Source organism: Streptomyces platensis (assembly GCF_008704855.1).
Lineage (GTDB): Bacteria > Actinomycetota > Actinomycetes > Streptomycetales > Streptomycetaceae > Streptomyces > Streptomyces platensis.
This window is the reverse complement of record NZ_CP023691.1, coordinates 8,290,478-8,316,572: the sequence shown is the minus strand read 5'-3', so window position 1 is coordinate 8,316,572 and position 26,095 is coordinate 8,290,478. Positions and strand designations below refer to the sequence as shown.

Genomic DNA, 26,095 nt, shown 5'->3' with positions numbered 1-26,095 from the left:
CGGCCGGCCGCCACTGAGCGCGTGCGCGGTTCATACTGGGAGCCGGACCGCAGACGAGGGGGACCGAAGCCATGACGTGGTCGCCGGACGAGGTGGAACCGCCGCACCGGGTCGAGGACGTGTCGTCCGCCGCCTGGATCGAGGAGAACGTCGGCGGGTTCGACAGTGGTGTGCATGCCCTGCTGCCGGCCGGGTTCGAGGCGTACGTCCGGCTGCTGCATCCCAGCGAGCCGTCGGACGGCCGGTTCGAGCGATGGGCGGAGGTGGCGCAGCGGTCGGGGCGCGACCTGCATCCCCTGGCGCGCTTCGAGGACGTGGCCGGCCCGGGTGACGAACCGCCGTGGCAGGGTTCGCTGCCCGCGCCTGTGCTGGCAGCGCTGTGCCCGGTGCTGGCAGCGGAAACCGGCACCCCGCGGCAGTGCCTCTTCGGGCTCTGGGAAGGGTGGGGCTGGTCCGATGCCGGCGGGCCGATGGTCCAGTTGAGCGGACGTGCCTACACGCTGTACGAGGGGCCGATCGAGGCCGCGCTGGCCACCGGGGACCGGAGTGCGGGGGTCTTCTTTCCGCAGTCGCCGAATCTGTGGTGGCCACGGGACCGGGCCTGGTGCGTCGCCACGGATGTGGATCTCGACTCCACCTACATCGGCGGGTCCGCCCGCCTGGCCGAGCGGCTGGCGGGCGAACCTGACATCGAGGTGGTTCCGGCAGCGCTGGACGACCGGCTCGGTTGAGCCGGTCGTCGAACACCTCTCCTGCCTGGCCGGAAGCCTGCCCGGCCGGCGGGGTCAGCGCTTCTTGCAGGCGTCGATGCGGACCGTCGCGCTGGTGTGCTTCACCTGCTGGGTGTGCGGGGTGTAGCCGGGCGGGAAGGTGACCACGCCGACGGAGTAGCCGGTGTACTTCTGCCGCTTGATGCAGCGCCGCGCGGCGTTCTGGCTCACCTTGTTCCGGCCGCGGTTGACCTTGGAACCGCTCTGCTTGTACAGCGATCCGTTCTTGTACAGGCTGACGCGGAGGGCCAACTGTGCCACGGACTTGGTGCACTTGATGTCGGCGGTGACGTTCACCATGTGCCGGTTGTCGGCGTGGGCGTGGTGGGAGTAGTGCGGGAGATGCGTGGTGAGCTTGCAGGTGATCACGTCACCGCTGCGGGCGTCCATCGTGCGTACGGTGGTGGCGCCGGTGGCGGTGTCCGGCCCCGGCCCGGCCGGCGTCGAGGCACCGGCGGTCCCCGCCCCCATGGTCAGTGCCAGCACGCCGGTCAGTGCGCCGAAAAGCAGCGTTCGCTGTACGGTCCTCATGAATTTCCCCCTGTGTAGCGCCTGTTGAGGCACATTGCTGATGCGCCGTCACCTCTCGTTGGCCGATCCGAGGTCCGGCGCGCGCTGGCCACATAATTACGCATCAGGGCGACGGGCGCAGGCATATCGCACATCTGCCGCCGCCGGCGCCGCTCGGCGGGAACGCCGCACTTCACGGGAAACGGCACCCCTCACTGCTGGAAGATCTTCAGCATGTCCTGCGCGCCGGTGGGAGAGATCAGGACGTCCATGATGTGCGCGGACTCCTGCGCGGCGGCGGCGCCGCGTGCGAACATCGCGGCCTCGTAGCCGCTGAGGGCGGCGTTCATGCCGCCGGGGTCGGCCGCGAGTGCGAGGGCGAGCTCGGTGGCGTCGAGCATGGCCATGTTGGCGCCCAGCCCGGTCGGCGGCATCAGATGGGCGGCATCGCCGAGGAGCGTGACGCCGGGGACACCGGGCCAGGTCAGGCCGATGGGCAGCACGGTGACCGGGCGGGGCACGAAGGTGTCGCCGCAGGCCTGGATCAGGGCGGTCAACTGCGGGGCCCAGCCGGCGAAGAGTTCCGTCAGGGCCGCGCGGGCCCGGGCGGGCTCCGCGAACGGGATACCGCAGGTGGTGAGCCAGTCCTCGGGGGTGCGGAAGCTGAGGTAGATGCGGACGTGGCCATTGCCGTTGCGCTGGGCCGCCAGGACCTGGTTGGGGCCGATGGCCCAGTAGTTGCCACGCCCGACCATGGCGGCGAGATCGGGGTGGGTGCGGTCGATGTCAGGGATGCCGCCCTCGATCGCGTTGACACCGGTATGGCGCGGCTCGGCGTCGGTCAGCAGCGGGCGGACCCGGGAGTGGGCCCCGTCAGCGCCGATGAGCAGATCACAGTCGGCGCTGGTGCCGTCGGCGAAGTGCAGCCGGTGTCCACCCTCGGGCAGCGCGGTGGCGTACCGGAAGGCGTGCCCCCATACGACGGTCTGTTCGGGGAGGGAGTCGAGCAGGACGTTCCGCAGGTCGGAGCGGTCGACCTCGGGGCGGTCCAGTGGGGCGTCGTCGGGGGTGTCCTGCCGGAGCAGGACGGTGCCGGTGTGGTCGAGCAGACACAGGTCCTGCCCTTCGCGGCGGGCGATGGCGTGGAACCGGTCCGTCAAACCTGCCTCATGCATGGCCCGTTGACCACTTTCCGGGTGCAGGTCGAGCATGCCGCCCTGGGTGCGCGCGTCGCGGGATGCCTCGCCTTCGTGGACGACGGCGTCGATGCCGTGTACGTGCAGGGTGCGGGCGAGGGTCAGGCCGCCTATACCGGCTCCGATGATGGCGATGCGCGGGGGGCGCGGGGTGCTGCTCATGAGTCTCGTGACCTCTGCTTTCTCCGTGGTTGGGGTTGGTGGGAAGCGCTGTGGGAAGCGCTTCGGGATCGGGATCGGGATCGGGATCGGGATCGGGATCCGGACCGGGATCCGGACCGGGATCCGGACCGGGATCGAGATCGGGAGGCACAAGACACCCCCGTCCGCCACCCCGGTCGATACAGCGCATCATGACGATACACCGTATCGATCGGGGCGGCGTATCGTTATTTCCACATCCGGAGATCTGCGGAAGACGAGGCGTGATGGCAGCACGACGAGAGGCCGACGGCGGCGAGCCCGCACTCATCTGGGAACGGCCCGAGCCGCCGAGCCGGCCGACGCCGAGCCCGCTGAGCAGGGATCGGATCGTGCGGGCCGCGATCGAACTCGCCGACACGGACGGGCTGGAGGCGGTGTCGCTGCGCAAGGTCGCCACCGCGCTCGACGCCGGACCGATGAGGCTGTACCGCTATCTGTCCACCAAGGAGGAGTTGCTGGACCTCATGGTGGACGCGGTCTACGGCGAGATTCCCGCGCCCGAGCCGGCCGACGGGGACTGGCGCGGCACACTGCGGTCCGTCGCGCGCCACACCAGGCGGGCCGCGCTCCGGCACGAGTGGTTCTCCGATCTGCTCGCCGGGCGGCCGCACCTCGGCCCGAACGCCCTGGCCCACCTCGAAGCCTCACTCGCCGCACTCCACGGCGCCCCCGGCTTCGACGACATCGACACGGTGATGTCCGCACTCGAAGCGGTGAACGCTTACCTGGTCGGGGCGATCAGGAAGGAGATGTCTGTTCTGCATGCCGAACGGGTCACCGGTATGAACGAGGAGCAGTGGCAGCAGGCCTCCGGTCCTTATATCGCCCGGCTGCTGGCCACCGGCCGTTATCCGATGCTGTCCAAGGTCGTCCCGGAGGCGGCCCATCCCGACGCGGACACCAGCTTCGAGACCGGCCTCGACTACCTTCTTGACGGCATTGCGGTGCGGATCGCCGGCTGAGGAGGACGGAGGGCGGTTGCGCACGGCGCCGGCCGCCCCCGTCACTCTCCTCCCCCGCCGCACGAGCGGACGTTGTTGTGGTCCCGGGACCCGACCGACTCGCCCCTTCATCGCGAGTCCCACGAGTCCCACGAGTCCCATGAGTCCTGGTGGCCACATCAGGGTTCCTGGGTGACCACCGGGCTGTCTTCGACCGGCGCTGACCGCCCGGGGCGGCTCATCCGATCCGCGGCGCGCGCGGTGAAGATTCCGACGGCGCAGAGGACGGCGAAGCCGAAGAGCAGCCATCGCGCCGAGCCAAGCATCGACGGGCCGCCCAGGCTGACCAGGACACCCGCGACCGCCGTGCCGAACGCGGTGGACATCGTCGTCACAGTGGCGATCGCGGCGGCCGCCTGCCGTCCCTCCTCCGGGTCAGTGGCGGCCGACATCGCGGCCACGGACAGGTGCGGGTAGGCGAGCCCGATGCCCGATCCGGCGACGCACCACACCGGCACCCAGATGGCCACCCACCAGATCGACGCGTGCTCGCGCTGGAGCAGCCCCTGGACGAGGAAGCCGAGGGCGAGCAACACCGGGCCGGTGGTGCGCAGTCGGCGCACGGTGCGCCCCCGGACCGCCGAGGAGCCGGCGATCTGGGTCAGTGACCAGCCGAGGGAGACCGCCGCCCCGCAGAAGCCGGCCGCGAGTGGGGGCAGCCCGGCCAGACGTTGGCCGAACAGCGGGACGAACGACTCGACAGCGACGCCGAAGGACAGCAGCCCGAGCGTCAGATAGACCCACTTCAGCGCCGAACCCGCCCGGTATGTCGCGCCGGGGAAGACCCTTCGCGCGCTGTGCCGCTCATGGGCGACGAATCCGACGACGAGCAGCAGCGCCAGCGCGATACCCGCTGCCCTCGCCATGGTGTCGTGCAGGATTCCGGCCACGCTGACGGCCGCCGTGGCGGACATGACCAGCGCCAGCGACACGACCGGAACGGGAGCCGCCGTATTGCCGCGTTCCCCTCGGGGCAGCGCACGGGGCACGGCCGCGCCGCACACCGCCGCGGCCCCCGCCATCAGGACGAACGCCAGGCGCCACGAGCCGAATTGGGCGAACAGGCCGCCGAGCGCGGGACCGGCGAAGTTACCGACGCCGTACATCGCCGACATCAGCGCATTGCCACGGGTCCAGAGCCGCCGCGGCAGGGCCGAGCGGATGACCGCGAACCCGAGTCCGGACAACAACCCGGCGCCGAGGCCCTGAAGGCACCGGCCCACCAGCAGCACCGGCATCGTCGGGCTCGCCGCACAAGCCAGTGAGCCCACCATGAACAGGGCGAATCCGATGACATAAGCGCCGGCGTTGCCCCAGCGTGCGAGGGACCGGCTGACGAGCATCGTCGCGATCACCATGGCGACGAGGTAGAGCGTCATGTTCCACGCGTAGAAACCCTCGCCCCCGATCTCGGCCACCGCGGCGGGCAGCATGCTCGACGCCAGATAGATATTGACCGCGCCGACGAGCACGCCGGCGGCCAACACGACCGCGGCGCCCCGATGCTCCGGGCCGAGCAGCTCCCGCCAGCGGGGCGGGGCCTGGGCCGGATCGGGAGTTACGCGATCGTCTCCGTCAGCGTGATCATCGTGTGGGGGGTTTCGACGGCGGCCGGCTTTCCCGATGCTGTTGTGGGGCTCCAAGTCAGGCCGCTTGCCTGGGAGTTCGCTGTTGTCGGCATTCATGACTTCCAGCGTTCCATTGAAGCGAGCCCGGAGGCTTCGGGTTGGAACCGCCCTATGGTGCCGGGCCGAAGGGCGGACAACCCTCAAATCGCGGGCGAACCCATGGGACCGGCCCCGGCCCCGGCCCCGGCCCCGGCCCCGGCCCCGGCTCCGGCTCCGGCTCCGGCCGAAGTCAGCCGGTGCTCTCCCGCCGGCGGCGCCATTCGGGAGCCAGGACCGACCAGACCTCCATGTCGTGGCGTACTCCGCGGTGCGGATAGCTCTCCCGCCGCACTCCTTCGCGCACCATGCCGAGCCGCTTGGCGACATTGAGGCTCGGGGTGTTGGCCGAGGACGCGAGCCACTCCACGCGGTGGATCCCGCGCTGCTCGACGGCCCAGTCGATGAGTACCCGGATCGCGCGGGTGATCAGACCGCGCCCGACCGCCGACTCCTCCAGCCAGCAGCCGACCTCGCAGGTGCCGGAGGTGACGTCGAACGTCACGAACAGGACACCGCCGACGAGTACCCCATCACTCCAGATGCCGTAGAGACGACCCGTGTCGGCAGCCGCCTTGTCCGCATACATCTGCAAGAAGGCCGTCGTGGACGCGAGGTCGGTGGTGCGGTCCGGTAGTGAGATATACCGGCCGATGTACTCGCGGCCACGGTCCATATGCGCGAGGTACTCCCCGGCGTGCCACGGCTCCAGCGGCCGCAGCTCGGCACCCTCATCACCCAGCGATATCGCAAACACCCAGTTCCCCCGTTCGACACGGCTCCTCCGCACCGGCTCTCCTCCTGCGCGGACCCGGCACGAGCGGCGCCGGCTCTCCGCCGCTCGTGCACCGCGGCCGAAATCGTCCCACACCGGTGCGTCCGTCGGCCCCCGGCCTGCCCTTTCGAAAGAGCGCTCAGTCGGCACTCAGCGCGGTCATCAGCCGGGCGGCCACCGGCACGGGTACGCCGTGCCGCTCGGCCGCGCGCAGCAAGGCCCCGCCGATCGCATCGAGCTCCAGCGGCCGTCCGGCCTCCGCATCGCGCTGCATGGATGACTTGCTGCCGGCCGGGAACGCGTCGTACAGCGCCAGGGCCTTCGCCGCATCGGCCGGCGCGCCGCAGGCGCTGCTCACGGCGGCGGCTTCCTCGACGAGGGCCACCAGTTCCTCGCGCCGCTCGGTTCGCACCTCACCGATGGTGCGGTCGTACCGGGTGGTGAGCAGGGCGAAAGGAGCGAGGAAGGCCAGCTTGGCCCAGAGCGCGGCGGTCTCGTCCTCGACCACCCGCGTACGGACCCCGGCGTCCTCCAGCAGCGCGGCCAGCGGGGCGAGGCGCTCGTGCGCTCCGGACAGCTCGATCTCCGTGAACGGGCTGCCGTGCTCGATGGTGCCGGGTGCGGTGCGGGTCGACTCGACCCGGATGATGCCCGGCGCGACGCGCTCCGCGCCGTAGCGGTCGCGCAGCACGGCCGGATGTTCGATGCCGTTGAGCAGCGGTACCACCACGCCCTCCCCGAGAACGCCGGGCGGGAGCCGCTCCAGCGCCGGCCCCAGGGCGGTGTGCTTGACGGCGATCAGGCACAGATCGGCGGGCTCCCGCAGTTCGGTGTCCGCCTCGACCGTCGCGGTGAAGTCGCCGAACTGGCCGCTGCGCACCCGGATACCGTCCTCGCGCAGGGCCCGGATCGTAGCGTCCCCGGCCACACAGATCACTCGGTGCCCCGCCCGTGACAGCAGGGCGGCGAGGAGACCGCCGACCCCGCCCGGGCCCAGCACCGCCACGGTCCACGGTCGGGGTACGGCTCCGCCGGGGAGCGGCGCGGTGGTGAGCTCCGTGTGGCAGTCCGTCCACGCCAACCGGCTCAAGAGCGGTCGGAGGCGGGTGAACAGGGTGAGCAGATCGGCGCCGGAGGCTTCCCGGAAGGCGGGGTCGATACGGGCGATATCGAGTTCGTTCGCGGCCGACAGCTCGGCGAAGTCCCGTCGCAGCCCGAGGTCTGGTGTGAAGGTGCGGCCGGTGAAACGGTCCCGGTAGGCGGCGTCGGGGTCCGCGAGGGTGGGGTAGGAGGAACGTCGGTCGCACGCGGCGTAGAAGTACACGAGCGCCTCGGCCTCGGCGCCGATCACCGCCGCCAGCTCCGTGCGCCGGTCGAGCGGCAGGAGGGACGTGGGAAAACCGTCGGTGCCGTAGAACGCGTGGCACAGGCCCGCCAGTTGCAAGGCGGGGCGGGCGCCCCAAGCGGCGAGCTGTTCTTGTACGCGGCGAAGGTGAGCGAGAAGAGTGCCCCCGGGGTGCACGATGGCCTCGGCACCCAACTCGCGTAGCAGCGCTCGGACTTGGGGTTCGGCGGAAAGCGGTACGGACATGAAATCGGGCTCCTTTCGGACGTGACGGGTCGACACCTGTCCGGTGCTCCCCGCTTCCCGGCGGGCGGTTCCGTCCGGTGCGGAGAGCGGCAACGGTTGCCGCCCTTGGGCCCTGCGCCGATCTTCGAGGCGGCCCGGAGGCGTGTCAATCCTCGGATTCTCCGGCGAGGGTGGTTCCGGACGCTGCCCTCGAAGTGGGCGGGGTGCGAGGAGCCGCCACACTGCCGAACCGATGCCTGACCGCGACGGACTGGAGATCCCGGACAGCTGTCGGCCGCTCGGGGCGGGCTCGGCCGCTGATCGCTGAGCAGCGGTCCGACAGCCGGCAAGGAGAAACAGGGCCCGCCGCAACCGCAGCACGTCGCGGCGCCGGACGCCTGGATGGCGACGCTGTCCCGTATTCCGCTGCTGCACCAGCCGGGCGAGGGCTGGCTGTACAACACCTCGTCCGACATTCAGGGAGTGCTGATCGCCAGGGTCTCCGGCAGTCCGCTGCCCGAGTTCCTGGCGGAGCGGCTGTTCGAGCCGCTCGGCATGGCGGACACCGGCTTCGAGGTGCCGCCCGGCAAGCTCGACCGGTTCACCAGCTACTACCGGGCCGATCCGGCGGGCGGCCTGGAGCTGGTCGACGCCCCCGACGGGCAGTGGAGCCGCCGGCCGGCGTTCCCGTCGGGCGCCGGAGGCCTGGTCTCGACCGCCGACGACTGGTACGCCTTCGCCCGGATGCTGCTCGCCGACGGGAGCGTCGACGGCCGCCCGTTGTTGTCGCCCGCCTCGGTGCGGCAGATGACCACCGACCAGCTGACTCCCGCCCAGCGTGAGGCCGGCCGGGTGTTCCTGGAGGGCCAGGGCTGGGGCTTCGGCGGCTCGGTGGACATCGAGGTGACCGACCCCTGGAACGTGCCGGGACGCTACGGCTGGATCGGCGGCACCGGAACGGCAGCACATCTCACCGCGTCCACCGGCACCGTCACCATCCTGCTCAGCCAACTGGAACTGGCCGGTCCCACGGCGCCCGCCCTGATGCGGGACTTCTGGCGGTGCGCGGCCGAGGAGTGAGGGGCGGGAGTCGGCGGCCGGGGCTGCTGCTTCGTTCGCGCCTTCACTTCAGCATCGTTCGGATGAGGTCCTGCATGAGCGTAGCCAGCGGCGAAGGGCTGCGACGGTCAGCGGATGGCGGCCGCCCTCTCCCCCGGGTGGGGGAGCCGGTGCCGGGCCCCTGCCGGCCGCAGCCGCCGGACCACCGTCCCCAGCACACGCTCGACGGGATAGAACCCGAAGTGCCGTGAATCCACGCTGTGTTGAGGGTTGTCACCGAGCAGCACCAGACTGCCGTCCGGCACCCGGGGCGGCCTGGGGAGAGCGAGGAACGACGTGGACAGCACGGCCTCCGGCACCGGGTCACCGGGGAGTGCCGCCACCCGCTTGATCAGCCACTGGCGCCGGCCCACGGTCCTGGCTCCGGCGGTGGCGGGCAGCGGCCTGCTCGGCCACCGGGTGCGGACGGCGGGCCGTTCCACGACGAGTACCTGACCGCGAGTGGGGCGGGTGGTGCGCCGGACGAGCACCCGGTCGCCGTCGCGGTAGGCGGGGGCCATGCTCACGCCCCGTACGGTCACGACCACGAGGCCGCGGCCCAGCAGGACGGCGGTCGCGGGCACCAGGCCGGCGAGGCCGAGCAGGGTGGCGGCGGTCGCGGGCCTCATGGCTGCCGTCCGTCATGGGCCGGGGCGGTGTCGCGGTAGCCGGCGGCCTGGAGCGCGAACAGCCGGGCGTACTCTCCCCCTGCTGCCATCAGCGCGTCATGGCTGCCGAGCTCCGCGATGCGGCCCTCGCGCAGCACGGCGATCGCGTCCGCTTCCCGCACCGCGCCCAGCCGGTGCGAGATCAACAGGCTTGTGCGTCCGCTGCGGTGGCGCTTCAACGAGGAGTGGATCTCGGTCTCGGCCTCGGCGTCCAGGCCCGACGACGGTTCGTCCAGGATCATCAGGTCCCGGCGGTCCCGCAGGAAGGCGCGGGCCAGGGCGAGCCGCTGCCACTGGCCTCCGGAGAGGACGACGCCCGTTTCGGGGTCGTCCCGGTCCGTTCCGGCGAAGAAGATCCGGGACAGCAGGGTGTCGTATCCGTGTGGCAGGGCGGCCAGTTGGGGGGCGATCCCCGCCCGGGCCGCCGCCGCGGTGATCCGCGCATGGTCGGGCCGCGCGGAGATGTCGCCGAGCGCGATGTTCTCGGTCGCGGTCATGTCGTAGTTCATGTAGTCCTGGAAGACCGCGCCGAGGCGGCTGCGGAGTTCGGCCGGCTCGGTGTCGCGGAGGTCGACGCCGTCCCACAGCACGGCTCCCCGCGTCGGGTCGTAGAAGCGGCACAGGAGCTTGATCAGGGTCGATTTTCCGGCGCCGTTGAGGCCGACGAGCGCGAGCGAGGTGCCGTACGGGAGGAACAGGTCGATGCCGCGCAGCACCCAGGGGTGGTCGTCCGAGTAGCGGAACCACACGTCCTTGAGCTCGATGCCGTGCCGTAGGGCGGGGAGCGTCCGGGGTTCCCGGGGTACGGGCAGGTCCGGGCCGGCCTCGACCACGGCGGTGTAGTGGCCGAACAGCAGCAGTGCCTGATGGGTCCGGGCGAACGCGGTGGCGAGCGAGGCGAGCGCCCCCTGCACCCCGACGATGGCGGCGACGAAGATCGTGACGTCGCCGACGGAGAGCCGGCCGGCCCTGGCCGCCGCCACCGCCCCCAGCAGGCCGCCCCCCGAGACCAGGGCCGCGAGCAGTCCCAGTGCGGTCTGCACCCGTGCCTCCCGCAGATCGAGGCCGCGGCGTGCCGCGTTCACGGCCCGTCGGTCGGCGACCATACGTCCGCGCAGGAAGGCGCCGGTACCGAACAGCCGTACCTCTTTCGCCGCTTCCATCCGCGACAGCAGCGTGCTGTAGAAGAACTCGCGGCGCTCCACGGGGCCCAGGTCCCACGCCAGGCGTGCCCGCAGCCGCGACAGCCACAGCTCGGCGGCCAGCACCGGCACCGACGCGGCCGCGACCAGGAGGGTCATCAGCGGGCTGAGGACGAACAGCGAACCGAGGAAGCCGGCGACGGTGAAGACGGAGCCGGCGACGGTGAGGACCGCGTCGAGCACCTGGCCCGGTGAGGCACCGCCGGACTGCTGGGCGAGCCGCAGCCGGTCCAGGAACGCGGGGTCTTCGAGACGGCGCAGACCGACGAAGCCGTCCACCGCCCGGTAGAGGCGTTCCTGCGCGGTGACGGCGACTTCCCGGCCCAGCTGCGCCCTCAGGTACTGGGCGACCTCACCCGTCAGCACCAGGGCAACCCCGGCCGTCGCGAGTCCCGCCGCGGGCCGGACGACCTGCGAGAGGGGCGCGCCGTCGGCCAACGCGTCCAGGACGAGCTTGGTCAGCCACGCCGTCGCCACGGGCAGCACACCGGCCGCCAGGGTGAGGAGGGCGTAGCCGGTGAGCAGGACGGGCGCCGCTGCCGCGACCAGGGAGCAGGCCGACCGGGCCAGACGGAGCGGAGCGGCCTCGTCCGGTGCGGACTGCGGGGGTGTGTGCGGTACGGGACCGGGCGCCGCGGGCTTCGGTACGGACTTCATACGGCCATCGCCGTCGGGCGCGTCAGGTCCACGGCGTTGGAGGTGACCACCGGCCGGCCCTCGGCGTCGGGGCCGATCCGCAGCAGCGTGGGGTAGGAATGCACGCCGAAGGCTCTGCTCAGCGCACCGTTGGGCTCCTCGACCACCACCTGGGCGACCGGGCCGAGCGGTGCGGCGAAAGCGGCGGCCTCCCCCGGCTCGCCGACCACGACGGCCAGGACACGGCGGCGCCCGCCGGGCAGGGATCGCGCATGGGCCACGAACCCCGGCAGCTTTTCGACGCAGGGGGCGCACCCGGGCGAGAGAAACGCCACCAGCAGGTCCCCCGCCTCGGTCAGTGACGCCCGGGTCAGGGGCTCAGCAGCCTCGGTGACAGTCTCGAACTCGCCTATCCGCGTGCCGACTTCGAGGTCCGCGGACGGGGCGCCCCGGCGGACGGCCAGCAACGCGCTGTGTTCCCGCAGGCGTTTGACCACCCCCAGGACGAGGACCAGATTGAGCGCACCGAGCGCTCCGACGAGTACGACCGCGGCGGTCAGGAAGGGCATAGCGGCTCCGGTTTCATCGTCGTTGCGGCGTCATCGGCTGGAACAGGGCGAGCAGTTCGTCGAGGGTGGCGGCCAGCGCACCGAGGACGAGGCCGGCCGCTGCCGCCACCAGTGCCCCTGCCGGGTGCCCGTCCGGCGCGGCGACGACTGTGGTGGTCGCGCCCAGGACGGCGAGCACGGCGAGCAGCAGGTTGCGGAGGAGATGGTGTGGCCCCAGCGGCGTCGTGGAGGCGCCGAAGCAGCGGCAGGGGGTCCGGGAACCGCGTCGCAGCCCGCGCGCGATACCGGTGGTGAAGACCAGCAGTAGGGCGGTGGCCAGCCCGAAGCCCACCACCGCCGTCGCCCGGCCGGGCACCGCCAGGGCCAACACCACGCCTGCTTCACCGGCCACGACGAGCACGGCCACCGGCCGTAGGTACGCCCGGGGCACGACCCGCAGCTCGCGCAGGGACCGCTCGAAGCCGCCGAACCCACCGCGGACCACCGTCTTCCCGCACAGTGCGAGCAGGAAGACCACGCCGACCAGACACTTCAGACCGGTCATCAGGTAGACCATGGCGTCCCTCCGGGAGCGAGCGTTCCCGGGGCGGGCCCGGTGGCCGGCCCCAGGAACACGGCGCGTGGTCGGTCAGTTCCAGTCGCCGGGGGTGCAGTTGTCGCAGTAGCCGTAGATCCAGTCGCCGGTGGAGCCGTCCGAGCACGCCAGCCGGTACTTCCACCACGTGTGGCGGGTCGCGTTGCATCCGCTGGTGCCTCGTACACACAGGTACTGGTAGTCGCACGAGGTGCTCGATGCCTCGGCTGCCACCTTCGGCACGATCCGTTCGAGGAGTCTGCTCCCCAGTGTCTCCATCCTTGCGAACATGACTGCTCCAAGTTCTGCTCGGCCCACGACTCCGCGCCGTGGTGCAGGAAGGGTGTGCGGGACCGGCTTCGGTACGCCCGCCTGACGGACTCGGAGTGCCTCGTCGGTGCCCGGACACGACGATGCCGGGGAGAGCGGTGGACCGCGTTGACTATCCGTGCAGAGCGCTTGCCGACTCGCGCACGGCGCCGCGGAGGGCGTGCTGCCGGTAGTCGCGGGGCGGCATGCCGTACGCCGCGCGGAAGGCGCGGCTGAAGTGCGCGGCATCGATGAAGCCCCACTGGGCCGCGATGGCATGAATGGGGCGGAGCTGGAGGTGGGGGTTGGCGAGGTCACGGCGGCAGCGTTCCAGGCGGCGGCCACGTATCCAGGCCGCGGCCGTGGTGTCTTCCTCGGCGAACAACTGGTGGACGTAGCGGACCGATATCCGGTGGGCCGCGGCGATGGTGGCCGGGGAGAGGGAGGGGTCGCCGAGGTTCCGGCGAATGAAGTCGCGGATCTGTACCTGTAAGGCACGTCGCCGGGATTCCGGGGTCATCGTGTCCTCGGCGTCCAGGCAGCCGCCGACTGCCGCGGCGAGGAGATCCGCGGTGACCGACCGCAGGGTGTGGATATCGGCGGGAGTGAACTCATCCGCGCGGGCGTGTACTTCGGTGAGCCAGCGCCAGAGCACCCCGCTCATTCCCTGATAACCGCATATCGGGCGAGCAGTCACCCGCTGAACGGTCTTCCACGGCAGTGGCAGCAGTTCCCGGGGCAGCTGAATGATCATCGCGGCATAGTTCTCCGACCCGCCGCGCAACCGCCCACGAAACGGAAGTCCGCTGTCCACGAGCACCAGCTGCCCCTGCCGGATGGACGTATTTTGCGCCCCCTGGGAAACATCACCGGCACCACTGAGGACACAATTGACTTGATAAAACTCCCGATCACCTTGCTGCCGTATGAGCTTCGGAGTCCGCACGACCTCCAGACTCGGGAAGGTCATCGTGGATATCTGTGTGTCCCCCATGTCCAGCACCCGCATCGTCGCACGGAAGTCGTCTTCGTGGTCGCTGCGGATCCAGTTGCGCATATGCGAGTGGACAGCGAATTCCTCCCACAGCTCGAACCGGTCCTGCGCAGCCACCATCTCGGTGCTGAAGTTGTGCACCAGCATCGTTCCCCCGCCTCTCCGTGCTGGCCCCGGCTGTCGTGGCCCGAGTATGGGGGAAACGATCCTGAACAGCCGAGTAGAAGACCGGCCGTTCTGCGAATGATGGATGATCCGTGCAAGAAAGAGCGTTAAGCGTCGCCCGCTGCGGAGCCGCCTTTGCGACCCCGCAGCAAACGCTCATGGGAGAGAATCCGCCGTCCGCCTGCTGCGCTTTCCGCGATATCAGCGGCGATGGACTACGGGTGAGGGAATTCCGCCGGGACGGCAGGCCGGCCGATCCCGACTGCCCGCTCAGCTGACGGGCGCGCCGAACCACTTGGGCAGCCGGCTCAGCAGCTCCTGCTGATCCTCACCGGCCCATGCCACATGCCCGTCCGGCCGCAGCAGCACTGCGGGCACGTCCAGTTCCTCGCTGATGTCGACGACGTGGTCGACGCGATCCGCCCAGCCCGTCACCGAGAGCCGGCCGGTCTGGTCGAGCAGCAGTCCGCGGCCGCCGTGCATCAGCTCGTAGAGACGCCCCCGCTTCAGCGTCACGTCCCGCATCCGCCGGCCGAGCAGGTCGTGGCCCTCGCCGAAGTCGTAGCGGACTCCGACCGCGGTGATCATCTCGGTCACGTACCGGTTCACCTCCTCGAAGTCCATCAGCTTCGCGAAGAGCTCCCGCAGCGCGGTCGCCCCCGGGTCGGTCCCCAGCAGCGTGATCTGCGCACGGGTATTGTCCAGCACGGCGGCGCCCACCGGGTGCCGTTCGGCGTGATAGCTGTCCAACAGCCCTTCCGGCGCCCAGCCGTTGACCGCGGCGGCCAGCTTCCAGCCGAGGTTGAACGCGTCCTGCACGCCGAGGTTGAGCCCCTGCCCACCGGTCGGCGGGTGGATGTGCGCCGCATCGCCGGCCAGCAGCGCCCGGCCGACCCGGTAGCGCTCGGCCTGCCGGGTGGCGTCACCGAACCGGGACAGCCAGCGCGGCGAGTGCACCCCGAAGTCAGTGCCCGCGACGGCCCGCAACTGCTGCTTGAACTCCTCCAGGGTCGGCTGGGCCGTACGGTCCTCGGCCACACCGTCGGCGGGCACGATGATGCGGTACACCCCCTTCTTCCCGTCGACGTCGGGAACGGCACCGAACCGAAGCTGGGTCTTGCGGACTTCCTCGACGACGGCCGCAATCGTCGCCGGATCCCCGGTCACCTCCATATCGCCCAGCATCGTCTCGACCTTGGCGGGCTCGCCGGGGAAATCGACGCCGAGCAGCTTGCGCACCGCACTGCGGCCGCCGTCACACCCGACGAGATACCGCGCACGCAGCCGCGTACCGTCCGCCAGCTCGACGGTCACCCCGTCCTCGTCCTGGCTCAGCCCCACGACTTCGCAGCCGCGCCGGATCTCGGCCCCGACTTCGAGGGCACGCTCGTTGAGCAGCCGCTCGGTGACCGGCTGCGGGGTGGCCAGGCCGTACGGGTGCGCCGTGTCCAGCCGGTCCGGCCACGGCTTCATGATGCCGCCGAAGAGCCCGCCGACCTGGAACTTCTCACTCGCCGCGAGGAACCGGTCCAGCAGGCCGCGCTGGTCCATCATCTCGACGCTGCGCGCATGCAGGCCGCGCCCGCGGGACTGCTCGGTCGGCGCGGCCAACTTCTCCAGCACGACCACCCGCACCCCGTGCAGCCGCAACTCGCCGGCCAGCATCAAGCCGGTCGGTCCGCCGCCGACCACGATCACGTCAATCATCAAAAACGCCCGTTCACCGAGAAGGAATTCCGGCCAGCCGCTCCACGCCATCCGGGAGCACAAAGCACACGCACTTCGTGAATCCCGGATTTCCGCAGGTTCTGGCTTCGAGCGCAGATTCTGACGCACCACGGGGGCCTTGCCGCAAGGCCCCCCATGCGCTATACATTAAGAGTGGCAAGGAGTGGTTTACCTCCTTGCCCTTGTTTTTTGAGGACGCCTGATCGTTCCGCAGTTGCCACCGGCCTGCGGCGCCCTCGTTCCGGTCACCGTCGGCGCAACTCGCCGAACCAGCGCACGATCGCCGACGTGGCCGCGACATTGGACCCCAAGTGACGGGATCCCTGGTAGTCGACAGCGCCGAGATCGACGGCCGGGGCGTCCACGCCCTTGTTGTGCAGAGCCTGCCGGCAGTGCTCGGTGTTGGCGGTGACAGCCTGCTCGTCCCCGGTCGCCATGTACAGCCGAACCGGCGCACCGGGGGCCCAGTCGGTGCATACGGCGCCGGTGGTGCGCAGCGCCGCCGCCAGCGGCCCCGTCGGATGCGCGAGCAGCTCGCGGCCGTGCTCGGTCAACAGCTCGTCGAGGGTTCCCGGGGTGCCCCGCATCAGCTGCTCCCCCGTGTGGGCCCCGTCGAAGAGTGCCTCGACGGTGCTGTCATAGGGGGCTCGGAAGACCTCGCCAGGGCTGTCGTAGACGTGGTGGAGGCGGTTGAACGCCACCAGGGTGTACGCGGCGTACAGCACACTGGACTTGGGCTCCAGCCGGCCGTCGAGTAGCGCGGACAGCCACGTGCCGCCGAAGTCGTACGCGCCGCTGACCGGTGCCAGCGCACCCAGCCTGAACCAGTGGTCCGCACCCGCCTCCAGAGCCCGGCCGAGCCCCAGCGCCGCCGAGGCGCCCTGCGAGAAGCCGGTGACCATGACCTCGCGCTCCAGCACATGTCCGGTGCGGGGCGCGAAGGCGCGGGCCGCCCGCAGCATGTCCAGGGACGCCGTGGTCTCGGAGCCGATGTCCATCCAGGGGTGCGAACCGGGTCCCTTGCCCATCCCCAGATAGTCGGGCGCGACCCCTACAGCGCCGGCCGCCGCGTGCGCGATCACCGGTGCGGACACGAACGCGCCGCGCCGCATGGACGGCGAGTCGTTTTTGTGACTGCCGGTGCCGTGCGCGAAGGAGACCGCGGGTAACCGTCCCTCTCTGTTGAGGGGCAGCGCCAAGAGCCCGCTGGCCGTAGTGGGCCGTCCGTGGGGATCGACGGTCCGGTAGACCAGCCGGTACGCCACCACGCCGTAGTGGACGGTGTCATCCTCGAACCCGGCCGCGCCCAGCTCGGCGGCCACGGCCCGCGGGGTGGCGAGCGTGTACAGCTTCTCTGCGGAGACCAGGGTGCCCCGGCCTCGCTCCTCGACCTGCGCCTGGGCCTGATCAGCGAGCGCAGCCGCAGCGGTGGCGACGGCCGCCCCGCTCAGCAGCAGGCCACAGCAGACGGCTGCCACATGCGTCCGGAGAACGCCGCGATACCGGGTTCTGCTGCGCGACGAGAGTGCGGCGGGGATGACCACGAGTTCCTCCAAGTGCGGCTCGGTGAAAGCCATTTCAGCCTCACCTGTTCCGCACTTCGATGCACTGGCGGAGGCCCCCGGGTCCTCCTGGTGCCTACCCCCGTTCGATCACGCTTCGGCTCGAACGGGACGTCTCCACGAGATCGCGTGACGAGTTCTCAGGCCGATAGATACACGCCGCCAACGGCGCATACGCCTTCCAGTCCAGCCTCTCGTACAGCGCACGCCCTTCGTCGGTCGCGCCCAGTACGCCGAGGGTCGCGCCGTCGGCCACCGCGCGATCGGCGAGGGTGCGCATCACGAAGGCGCCCAGTCCGCGGCGGCGATGGGCCTGCTCGGTGATGACGCGGTCGATGACCGTGGCCTCCCCGAGGACCGCCATCTGGCCCTGTGCGGCCAACTCCCCTTCCACATCGTGCAGTTGGATGTACGTGACGCCGTCGCGGGTCTCCATCGACACGGTGTGGCCCTCGGGTGCCGTCGGCGCCGTCGTCCGGAGGTCCGTGGCCATCAGGTGGCCCGTCTCGTCCGCGTCCACCACCCAGCCGTCGGGGAGCCAGTGTGCGACCTCCGCCGGCTCCCTGGGCACCTTGAGCCAGGTGTGCGGCACGGTGACCGAGGTGGCGGCCTCGCGCACCGTCAACTCATGGGCATCGGGGAGGACATGGCGCCCTACCTGGTCCGGTCGGCCCACCTCGATATAGAGCCCCCAGGGTTTGGCCACCGGCGTCGGCGTGTGTCGCGATATGGCCCAGCCGGATGCCCAGGTCCTGACCAGTTCCGGAATCATCAAGCCCTCCCGATGTAAGCGCCATCTCCCGGGAGTGCACATTACTCCACCGGGTGGTGGCGCGGCATCTGCTTTGTGGTGCGTCGTCGGGTCCCGCGAGCGGGGAGAGGACGCACCGCTGCTCCTCCGTGTCCGACAGCCCGCGGGAGACGGGCTGCCAGGCGGGTCGGCCTGTCAGATGTTGGGGGACGCGACGCGGGTGTATACCACCGGTGTGCTGGTGCCGCCGGGGCTGGTGACGGTGACATCGACCGGGCCGGCGGCGCCGGCGGGGATGTCGGCGACGAGATGGGTGTCGGAGACGACGGTGAAGCCGGTGGGCGCGCCGCCGACGAGCACCGTGGTCGTCTGGGCGAAGTTGCTGCCGGTGAGGGTGGCGGTGCTGCCGCCGGAGGCGGACCCGTGGTTCGGCACCAGCGTCGTGATGCTGGGCGCCGCCAGGTAGGTGTAGGAAACCGAGTTACTGGTCCCGCCCACCGTGGTGACGGTGACGCTCGACAGACCGGCGGCTCCCGCCGGGACCACGGCGGTGATCTGGGTGTCGGAGACGACGGTGAAGGACGTTGCCGGTGTGGCCCCGAAGCGCACCGCGGTGGCCTCGATGAGGTGGGTGCCGGTGAGGGTGACGGTGTTGCCGCCCGAGAGCGGGCCCGAGGGCGGGGCGACGCCGGCGAGCACCGGGGGGCTGACGTAGAAGTAGGACTTCGGGAGGGTGCTGATGCCGCCGGGGGTGGTGACGGTGACATCGACCGGCCCGGCGGTGGCCGCCGGGACCACGGCGGTGATCTGGGTCGCGGAGAGCACCGTCACGGAGGTCGCCGGGGTCCCGCCGAAGGTGACCGAGGTGGCGCCGGTGAGGTTGGTGCCGGTGAGCGTGACGGTGTTCCCGCCCGAGGTGCTCCCCTGGTTGGGGCTGATGCCGCTCAGCGTGGGGCCGCCGGAGTAGGTGTAGGAGAGGCCGTTGCTGGTGCCCCCCGGCGTCGTGGCGGTGATCTGTACGGTGCCGGTGCCGGGAGGGGCGACGGCAGTGACGTGGGTGTCGGAGACGACGGTGAAGGAGGTTGCCGGTGTGACGCCGAAGCGCACCGCGGTGGTGGAGGCCAGGCCGGTGCCGGTGAGCGTGACCGTCGTGCCGCCCGCGGCCGGGCCGGAGTTGGGGCTGACCGAGGTCAGGACCGGCACGGACGCGGAGACGTAGGTGAACGACACACCATTGCTCGTCCCCCCGGGCGCCGTCACCGTCACCGCAACCGTCCCCGAACCCGGCGGCGCCGTCGCCGTGATCTGCGCACTCGAATTCACCGTAAACGCAGCCGACACCCCACCGAACCGCACCGCCGTCGCACCCGAAAACCCCGAACCCGACAACGTCGCCACCGTCCCACCCGACGCCGGACCCGAAGTCGGACTCACCGAGGTCAGGACCGGCGCAGGCGTGGAGACGTAGGTGAACGACACACCATTGCTCGTCCCCCCGGGCGTCGACACCGTCACCGCAACCGTCCCCGAACCCGGCGGCGCCGTCGCCGTGATCTGCGCACTCGAATTCACCGTAAACGCAGCCGACACCCCACCGAACCGCACCGCCGTCGCACCCGAAAACCCCGAACCCGACAACGTCACCACCGTCCCACCCGACGCCGGACCCGAAGCCGGACTCACCGAAGTGAGGCTCGGCACGGGGGCGGTGACATAGGTGTAGGTGACGAACTCGTTGCTGGTGCCGCAGGGGGTGGTCACGGTGACCTGCACCGTTCCGCTGCCGACCGGGCTGGTGGCGGTGATCTGGGTGTCGGAGTTGACGACGAAGGACGTCGCGTACGTGGCGCCGAAGCGGACGGCGGTGGCGCCGGTGAAGCCGCTGCCGGTCACCGTCACCGCCGTGCCACCCGCGGTCGAACCGGACGTGGGAGAGACAGATGTGACGGTGGGCGTGGCCGCCAGGGACGGCGCTGCGGAGGAGATGGGCAGGTGTGCGGAGCGATTCACGGCCATGGTCCTTCGTGGGCGTGAGCCCCGGCCGGCCCCTGCGGAGAGGTACCGGACCGAGGCTCGTCATGGGAAGGGAGAGAGCGCCCGGACAGGGACGGTGCTCCCTGTCCGGGCAGGTTGTCCGCCCCCGCCTGGTCGCAGGACCAGGCCATCGGCGGCTCAGGGTCCGGTCAGATGCCGGGTCCGGCGATGTAGGTGAAGCCGCCGACGGCAGTGGCGCTGCCACCGCTGGTGGTCACGGTGACATCCACGGCACCGGCGGTTCCGGGCGGGGTGACGACCGAGAGGCTGGTGTCGCTGAGGACGGAGAACGGCGCGAGGGTGCCGCCGAAGTCGACCGACTGGGTGGTGCTGAGGTTGGTGCCGGTGAGTGTCACGACTGTGCCGCCGCTCGCCGGACCGGAGGTGGGGTTCAGACTGACGATCGTGGGCGCGTCGATGTAGGTGTACGTCAGGCCGTTGTTGGTGCCGCCGGCGGTGGTGACCGAGACACTCACCGGTCCGGGTGCCGCACCCGCCGGCACGGTGACGGTCAGCTGGCCGTCGTTGACCACGGTCGGGGTGGCGGCGGTGGCACCGAAGTTGACCGCGGTGGCGGTGCTCAGGCCGCTGCCGTTGATGGTGACGGTATCGCCGCCCGCGGTGACGCCGCTCACCGGCGCCAGGGAGGACTTGAACGGTGCGCCGACGTAGAAGAACTGAAGCGGGTTACTGGTCCCGCCCGGGGTGGTCACCGTCACCGGTACGGTGCCGGTGCCGGACGGCGAGGTCACGGTGACCGAGGTGGGGGTGTTGGCGGTGATGGTGGCGTTCTTCGTGCCGAACTTCACGGCGGTGGCGCCGCCGAGGTTGGTACCGGTGATGACGACCGTGGTCCCGCCGCCGGTCGATCCCTGGTTGGGAGAGATGGGCATGATGGTGCTCCTTCGGTGAGGTGTGTGAGAGGAAGTGCTCAACCGAAACCGGACGGCGGCCTTCGCCGTCGACGGTTGCGGGGAGGGTGTTGCCTGGTGGAGCAGGTGGCCGAGACCTCGGCCGACCGTCAGGTGCAGCTCACGACGCTGCCTGACGGAGCACAGTTGTCCGGGGTGTTGTCGCGCACCACCGTGCCCAGCAACGTCACACCACCCGAGTTGACGTAGATGCCGCCCCCGCTGGAGGTGGCCTGGTTACCGGTGACGGAGCTGGCGGCCAGCGTGATGCTGCCGTTGTCGTTGTAGATGCCGCCCCCGGCGACGGCGGTGTTGCCGGTGACGGAGCTGGAGAGCATCGAGACCGTGCCGCCCAGGTTCGAGAGCCCGCCTCCCGGGTACGGAGACACCGCGCTGCCGCCGCGGATGGTGAGACCCACCGCACTCAACTGTCCCTTGGTTCCCGGCACGTTCGCGGCGCCCTCCACCTGGAGAATCCGGAAGGCCGGCGCGCCGGAGGCGCGGGTGATGGTGACTCCCAGACCCAGCAGGGTGATCGGGGTGGTGATCGGCGGCAGTCCCACCGCCCCGTGAGGTGAGGTCCCGTGAGCGCTGGTGAGCTGGTAGGTGCAGAACGGAAACAGTGCCAGGGTGTCCCCGCCGGCCGCATTGGCCGAGTTGATCGCGTTCACCAGTGAGGTCTCGCTGCACAGGACCGGGACCTGAGCGTGTGCCTTGGTCGGAGCCGCAGCCATCGCCACGGTCAGTCCCAGGGTCAGCGCGCAGATCGCGAGGAGGGATCGCAACGTGCGGACAGTTCGCATGACGCCCCCAGAAAGAGGTGGCGTGAGCTACCGCACCAGCCGGTTCCCGCGAAGGGGCACCGAGTGGTGCAGGCACTTCCTCAAGCGTGGGAGGGCGCCTGCCGCGGATGCCAGGGCCGCATCGCCGCCTGCACTCTCAATCGGGCACAAGGGCAGGCACGTTGCCACTCCCCCGAGAGGAATGGGCAGCCCACCGGATTGGAATGGGACCAGTTATCCATTGGGGTGAGCACAGCTGCAAGCGCCTTGACGCCCCCTCACTCGAATGGCAGAGCGCGCATCGGAGGCGCCGCAAAACACCGGCGCTGCCGCTCGGCTCGCTCCGACCCTGATACGCCGAGCGCGCACCGGCCGCCGGCTGTCCTCAGGGGTGAGCGGCACCAACTACCGCTGAATGACCCGTTCTTGATCGCTTTCACCGCTACGGTGTGCGGATGACCGCTACCTGGAACGCTGCCGACGCCGGAGTCCTGAGGCTTCCTTCCGGTCGTCTGATCCGAGGCCGGGGACTCAGCCGGCCACTGCCGGAGGGCCCGACGCCGGACTTCGCCGTCCATCTCCTCGGCAAGCAGCCACCCGAGGTCCCCTGGGAATCCCGGTGGCTGCGCTGGCCCGACTTCCGGCTGCCCAGCAGTCACGCCGAGGCGCGAGCGGTGCTCCGTGCGGCCTGGGCGCGTGCCGACACCGCACGTGTCGAGGTCGCCTGCGCCGGGGGCCGTGGCCGGACCGGCACGGCGCTCGCCTGTCTCGCTGTTCTGGACGGCGTTCCGGCCGGCGAGGCGGTGGACTTCGTACGCCGGAACTACGATCCCCGGGCCGTGGAAACCCCCTGGCAGAAGCGTTACGTCCGCCGCTTCGCCGACTGACGGTCGCGAGTCCTTCGGCCGCTCCGGCCCCGGTTCAGCGGCCGAGGCGTCCCCGAACCATGCCGACCATGGCGCTGAGCTCGGCCACCCGCATCCAGTGCGCGAGGAGTACGAAGACACCGAGCAGGACGCACCCGCCGGCCAGCAGCGTCACAAGCGAGCCCAGGGCGCCACTGCCGACGGCCCGGGTGAGCCCGTAGGCCACACCGCCGCCGGCGAGCGCCGCGGGAATCGCCGCGGCGCTCAGCCGGGCATAGGTGCGCAGCACACGCGCGCCGTCCAGATCGCCGCCCAGCCGCTTGCGCAGTCGGCGCCAGGCGGTGCCGACCCCGACCGCGTAGGCCAGACCGTAGGAGGCGGCCATGCCCGCGACGGCCCAGCGGGCCGGGAGGAGGACGAAGCACGCCCCGGACGCGGCGGCGTTCACCGCGGCGACGATGACGGTGTTGTAGAAGGGGGTTTTGGTGTCCTCGTAGGCGTAGAAGCCGCGCAGGACGACGTACTGCACCGAGTAGGGAATGAGCCCCGGGCCGAAGGCCATGAGGACGTAGCCGATGCCCCGGGCGCCCTCGGCGTCGGAGCCGGCGTAGAGCAGCGTGGCCATCGGCACACCCAGCGCCAGGAAGGCGAACGCGCACGGCACGATGGCGACGGCGGAGGTCCGCAGTCCATAGGAGATGTCGTCGCGGATCGCGGCCACGTTCTCGTCCTGCACCGCACGCGACATCCGAGGCAGCACCGCGGTCATCACCGACACGGTGATGATGGCCTGCGGCATCTGCCACAGCAGCAGGGCGTAGTTGTAGGCGGTGATGCCGGAGCCGCTGTGCCCGGCCCGTTCGGCGAGGGAGCCGGCCTTGGTGGCGAGTTGTGTGACGACGATCAGGCCGGCCTGGTTGACGAGGACGAAGAGCAGCGTCCATTTGGCCAGGCCCATGGCCCTGCCCAGGCCATGACCGTGGAAGTCGAAGCGCGGGCGGAGCCGGAACCGGGCGTCGCGCAGATATGGCAGCATCGCCAGTGCTTGTACGGCGAGGCCCAGGAGAGTGCCGAGGCCCAGGAGCCGGACCCCTTCGGGGGTGATGGTGGCGGGACTGACGCGGGAGTCGGTGAAGCTGCCGAAGGCCCAGATGAAGCCGCCGAAGGTGGCGATGATCAGGATGTTGTTGAGCACCGGGGTCCACATCATCGCGCCGAAGCGGCCCCGGGCGTTGAGGATCTGGCCGAGCACCACATGTGCGCCCATGAAGAACATGGTGGGCAGGCAGTACCGGGCGAAGGCCACCGTGACCGCCATCCGGCGCGGGTCAGCGGCGATATCCGGCGACATCATGTGCACCAGCAGCGGCGCCGCCAGCACACAGAGGACCGTGACGCTCCCCAGCACCACCATGACCAGGGTGATCAGACGGTTGGCGTACGCGTCGCCGCCGTCGTCGTCCTGCTTCATGGCACGCACGAGTTGCGGCACGAAGACGGCGTTCAGCGCACCGCCGCCGACCAGGATGTAGATCATCGTGGGCAGGACATTGGCGACCTGGTAGGAGTCGTTGAGGGTGCCGACGCCGATCGCCGCGGCCATCACGAGCGTCCGGAGAAAACCGGTGATGCGGGAGACGAAGGTGCCCGCCGCCATGACGGCGCTGGACTTCAGCAGACCCGAGGCGCCACTCCCCGACCGCTTCGGCTCGGGTATCGGCTCACCGGCCGGGGTCGGGATAGGAGCGCGCTGCTCACCCGCCGGGTTTCCTGCCCCGCCGTCGTACGCCTCTCGGGACGTGGTCGCGTGCTGGTCCCCCAGGCCCGACCGCAGCGGGACCGTGTCATCCGGCAGGACGTGGCCCCCTTGCCCCCGGCCGTCGTTCTCCCGCCCCTGCGCATTCATGCGTGCCCCACCTCGTCCGCCCCCGGCCCGCCAGCGGGCTCCGTCGTCGCTCAAGGGGACACTCTTTCACCTGCCGGCTGACGTCCCGACAGGTGGCCTGATCACGGCGGTGCCGGGGCCTGTCCGACCCTGATCGCCGGACAGGCCCGTGGTTCTCCGGGGACCGCGTGGCGAGCGGTCCCCGGCCTATGTCGTGCGGTCCGGCCGGGTCAGCCGAGCTGCGCCCCGGTCTTTTCGAGGGCCTCGCGGACGGGCTGGTAGTAGGTCACCCCGCCCGCGGAGCAGTCGCCCCGGCCGCCCGAGGTGATTCCGAGCGCGGTATCGCCCTCGAAGAGCGAGCCGCCGCTGTCCCCGGCCTCCGCGCAGATGGTCGCCTGGATCAGACCGTCGACCGCGCCCTCCTGGTAGTTGGCGGTCACTTCGAGTGCGATGACGTCACCGTCGTGCACATGCGTGGAGCCGCCGCTGCGCTGCACCTTCTGGCCCACGATCGGATCGCCTGCCCGGGTGATGGACTGCATGCTGCCGTTGTGGAGATCCACCTGGCCGGGGTGCACGATGCCGGCGGCGGCGTACTTCACGATCCCGTAGTCGTCACCGGGGAAGGTGCCGGCCTCCGTCACCGCGATCTCCTCGCCGCCCTGTGTCGCGGACCAGCTCCGTACGGCGTTGGTGCAGTGCCCCGCGGTCAGGAAGTACGGCTGTCCGCCCCTGGTGACGTTGAAGCCGAGCGAGCAGCGCGCCCGGGTCCCCCAGATGGCGTCGCCGCCGGCGATCAGCGGCCGGAGGGTGCCCGTGGACTGTCTGAGGACGGCCCGGTCACCGAGCGCGGCGGCGACCCGCTTGAGCTGCGCCAGCTTGTCGCCCCGGACCGTGCGGTCGGCGGTGATGACCACCTTGTTGCTCCTGGGGTCCATCCCCCAGGAGGTGCCGGGGATGGTGGCCTGCCTCTTGAGGGTCGCGCGTGCGGCGTCCAGCGAGGCGAGCGAGTGTTTGACCACCCTGACTTCGGCACCGGCGGCTCGCGCCTTGGCCGCGGCGGCCTCGGTGGTGACATTGACGATGAGCTTGCGGTGCTTGGCGTCGTAGTAGGCGCCCGCGCCGTCGGCACCGAGGGTGGAGCTGATGCCCTTGGCGCGCTGTCCGGCGACGGCGGCCGTCGGCGGATCAGGGGCCTTGGCGGGGGCGGCCTCAGCGGTCTTCAGGGTGAGCGTGGCGGCGGTCAGGGCCACCACCAGAGCGGCACCGGTGAGGACGGTGCGGGGCGTCGATACGCGGGTGTGCTTCAACTCGGAACCTCTGGTGGCGGTTGGACCGGGCAAGGGGGTCGGGCCCGGATGCGGTCGCGTCGTTCCTGACCCAGCCTCTCAGGGCTGTCGGCACCGTTCTGCGGCCCGGGGGCATGACATCGCGGCGCGGACGTATCTCTTCCTGGCCCCGCCGCGCCCCACACCCGCCCGGCCGCAGGACCGCAGGAATCACCTGTACGGCGGCGCCACCAAACGCTGGACCGTACGAGTGAAATCGGGGCACCCTCCCTATGCACGGAGCGTGCCGCGGTGGGTCAATCGTGCTATCCGCGCGACGGGCCGCCCATTCCTCCGCACGGGGCAAGGACCAGTCCTTCCATCCGATCCCGGGCGACCCACC

The 26,095-nt window shown here is 70.8% G+C and carries 22 protein-coding genes and 2 pseudogenes; 4 read left to right on the top strand and 20 right to left on the bottom strand.

Annotation, left to right across the window (positions count from 1 at the left end; translation table 11 throughout):
• Positions 1-71: 71 nt before the first annotated feature.
• Positions 72-731, top strand: coding sequence for a hypothetical protein (locus CP981_RS36780; protein WP_085927180.1), 660 nt, complete (start codon positions 72-74; stop codon positions 729-731).
• A gap of 54 nt (positions 732-785) precedes the next feature.
• Here the strand turns inward: CP981_RS36780 and CP981_RS36775 are convergent, their stop codons facing one another.
• Entirely contained in the window at positions 786-1,301 is a 516-nt protein-coding gene (locus tag CP981_RS36775) for a hypothetical protein (RefSeq protein ID WP_085927179.1), read from the bottom strand.
• A gap of 191 nt (positions 1,302-1,492) precedes the next feature.
• Positions 1,493-2,638, bottom strand: coding sequence for an FAD-dependent oxidoreductase (locus CP981_RS36770; RefSeq protein ID WP_085927198.1), 1,146 nt, complete (start codon positions 2,636-2,638; stop codon positions 1,493-1,495).
• Between the two features lie 266 nt (positions 2,639-2,904).
• Here CP981_RS36770 and CP981_RS36760 point away from each other — a divergent pair, with 266 nt between their 5' ends.
• The gene (locus tag CP981_RS36760) at positions 2,905-3,642 is read left to right on the top strand and encodes a TetR/AcrR family transcriptional regulator (RefSeq protein ID WP_085927178.1); all 738 of its coding nucleotides are present in this window, start codon (positions 2,905-2,907) and stop codon (positions 3,640-3,642) included.
• Positions 3,643-3,800: 158 nt separating this feature from the next.
• Here the strand turns inward: CP981_RS36760 and CP981_RS36755 are convergent, their stop codons facing one another.
• The 4 genes and pseudogenes from CP981_RS36755 to CP981_RS38285 all read right to left on the bottom strand — a co-directional run.
• Positions 3,801-5,168 (bottom strand): MFS transporter, encoded by a 1,368-nt coding sequence (locus tag CP981_RS36755; protein ID WP_244329965.1) that lies wholly within the window; start codon positions 5,166-5,168, stop codon positions 3,801-3,803.
• Positions 5,169-5,538: 370 nt separating this feature from the next.
• Positions 5,539-6,102 (bottom strand): GNAT family N-acetyltransferase, encoded by a 564-nt coding sequence (locus tag CP981_RS36745; RefSeq protein WP_085927176.1) that lies wholly within the window; start codon positions 6,100-6,102, stop codon positions 5,539-5,541.
• Between the two features lie 157 nt (positions 6,103-6,259).
• Positions 6,260-7,126: a ketopantoate reductase family protein gene (locus CP981_RS36740; protein WP_244330109.1), complete on the bottom strand. Its 867-nt coding sequence runs from the start codon at positions 7,124-7,126 to the stop codon at positions 6,260-6,262.
• Between the two features lie 33 nt (positions 7,127-7,159).
• A pseudogene (locus CP981_RS38285) lies at positions 7,160-7,711 on the bottom strand (DUF6817 domain-containing protein); the annotation flags it as partial.
• Between the two features lie 330 nt (positions 7,712-8,041).
• Here CP981_RS38285 and CP981_RS36735 point away from each other — a divergent pair.
• Positions 8,042-8,770 (top strand): annotated as a pseudogene (locus CP981_RS36735) (serine hydrolase domain-containing protein); the annotation flags it as partial.
• Between the two features lie 107 nt (positions 8,771-8,877).
• Here CP981_RS36735 and CP981_RS36730 read toward each other — a convergent pair.
• The 12 genes from CP981_RS36730 to CP981_RS36675 all read right to left on the bottom strand — a co-directional run bounded on the left by CP981_RS36730 (position 8,878) and on the right by CP981_RS36675 (position 21,676).
• Complete coding sequence (locus CP981_RS36730) at positions 8,878-9,417, bottom strand: S26 family signal peptidase (protein WP_085927174.1); 540 nt, start codon at positions 9,415-9,417, stop codon at positions 8,878-8,880.
• A complete protein-coding gene (locus CP981_RS36725) occupies positions 9,414-11,315 on the bottom strand; it encodes an ABC transporter ATP-binding protein (RefSeq protein WP_085927173.1) in 1,902 nt (633 codons plus the stop codon). The genes CP981_RS36730 and CP981_RS36725 overlap by 4 nt, the downstream gene beginning before the upstream one ends.
• Entirely contained in the window at positions 11,312-11,863 is a 552-nt protein-coding gene (locus tag CP981_RS36720; protein ID WP_085927172.1) for a thioredoxin domain-containing protein, read from the bottom strand. Before CP981_RS36720 ends, CP981_RS36725 begins: the two co-directional genes overlap by 4 nt.
• Before the next feature lie 13 nt (positions 11,864-11,876).
• Positions 11,877-12,407, bottom strand: a complete 531-nt coding sequence (locus CP981_RS36715; protein WP_158092689.1) for a MauE/DoxX family redox-associated membrane protein — start codon at positions 12,405-12,407, stop codon at positions 11,877-11,879.
• Positions 12,408-12,491: 84 nt separating this feature from the next.
• Positions 12,492-12,728, bottom strand: coding sequence for a hypothetical protein (locus CP981_RS36710; RefSeq protein WP_085927170.1), 237 nt, complete (start codon positions 12,726-12,728; stop codon positions 12,492-12,494).
• 151 nt (positions 12,729-12,879) lie between these two features.
• Positions 12,880-13,887, bottom strand: coding sequence for an AraC-like ligand-binding domain-containing protein (locus CP981_RS36705; protein WP_085927169.1), 1,008 nt, complete (start codon positions 13,885-13,887; stop codon positions 12,880-12,882).
• Positions 13,888-14,175: 288 nt separating this feature from the next.
• Positions 14,176-15,612: a rifampin monooxygenase gene (gene rox, locus CP981_RS36700; protein ID WP_085927196.1), complete on the bottom strand. Its 1,437-nt coding sequence runs from the start codon at positions 15,610-15,612 to the stop codon at positions 14,176-14,178.
• Positions 15,613-15,878: 266 nt separating this feature from the next.
• The gene (locus CP981_RS36695) at positions 15,879-17,210 is read right to left on the bottom strand and encodes a lipase (protein WP_244329964.1); all 1,332 of its coding nucleotides are present in this window, start codon (positions 17,208-17,210) and stop codon (positions 15,879-15,881) included.
• A gap of 61 nt (positions 17,211-17,271) precedes the next feature.
• On the bottom strand, positions 17,272-17,901 hold the full coding sequence (locus tag CP981_RS36690; RefSeq protein WP_341873701.1) for a GNAT family N-acetyltransferase: 630 nt from the start codon (positions 17,899-17,901) through the stop codon (positions 17,272-17,274).
• A 240-nt stretch (positions 17,902-18,141) separates the two neighbouring features.
• Positions 18,142-19,956, bottom strand: coding sequence for a beta strand repeat-containing protein (locus CP981_RS36685; RefSeq protein WP_425282197.1), 1,815 nt, complete (start codon positions 19,954-19,956; stop codon positions 18,142-18,144).
• 173 nt (positions 19,957-20,129) lie between these two features.
• Positions 20,130-20,873, bottom strand: a complete 744-nt coding sequence (locus CP981_RS36680) for an IPT/TIG domain-containing protein (protein WP_085927167.1) — start codon at positions 20,871-20,873, stop codon at positions 20,130-20,132.
• A gap of 128 nt (positions 20,874-21,001) precedes the next feature.
• Positions 21,002-21,676, bottom strand: a complete 675-nt coding sequence (locus CP981_RS36675) for a right-handed parallel beta-helix repeat-containing protein (RefSeq protein ID WP_244329963.1) — start codon at positions 21,674-21,676, stop codon at positions 21,002-21,004.
• Between the two features lie 452 nt (positions 21,677-22,128).
• On the opposite strand from CP981_RS36675, the gene CP981_RS36670 reads away from it, so the two are divergent.
• Complete coding sequence (locus CP981_RS36670) at positions 22,129-22,560, top strand: protein-tyrosine phosphatase family protein (RefSeq protein WP_085927194.1); 432 nt, start codon at positions 22,129-22,131, stop codon at positions 22,558-22,560.
• A 34-nt stretch (positions 22,561-22,594) separates the two neighbouring features.
• Here the strand turns inward: CP981_RS36670 and murJ are convergent, their stop codons facing one another.
• Together murJ and CP981_RS36660 are read right to left on the bottom strand one after the other, a co-directional pair.
• Positions 22,595-24,445, bottom strand: coding sequence for a murein biosynthesis integral membrane protein MurJ (gene murJ / locus CP981_RS36665; RefSeq protein ID WP_085927165.1), 1,851 nt, complete (start codon positions 24,443-24,445; stop codon positions 22,595-22,597).
• Positions 24,446-24,654: 209 nt separating this feature from the next.
• On the bottom strand, positions 24,655-25,734 hold the full coding sequence (locus CP981_RS36660) for a S1 family peptidase (protein WP_085927164.1): 1,080 nt from the start codon (positions 25,732-25,734) through the stop codon (positions 24,655-24,657).
• Positions 25,735-26,095 lie beyond the last annotated feature (361 nt).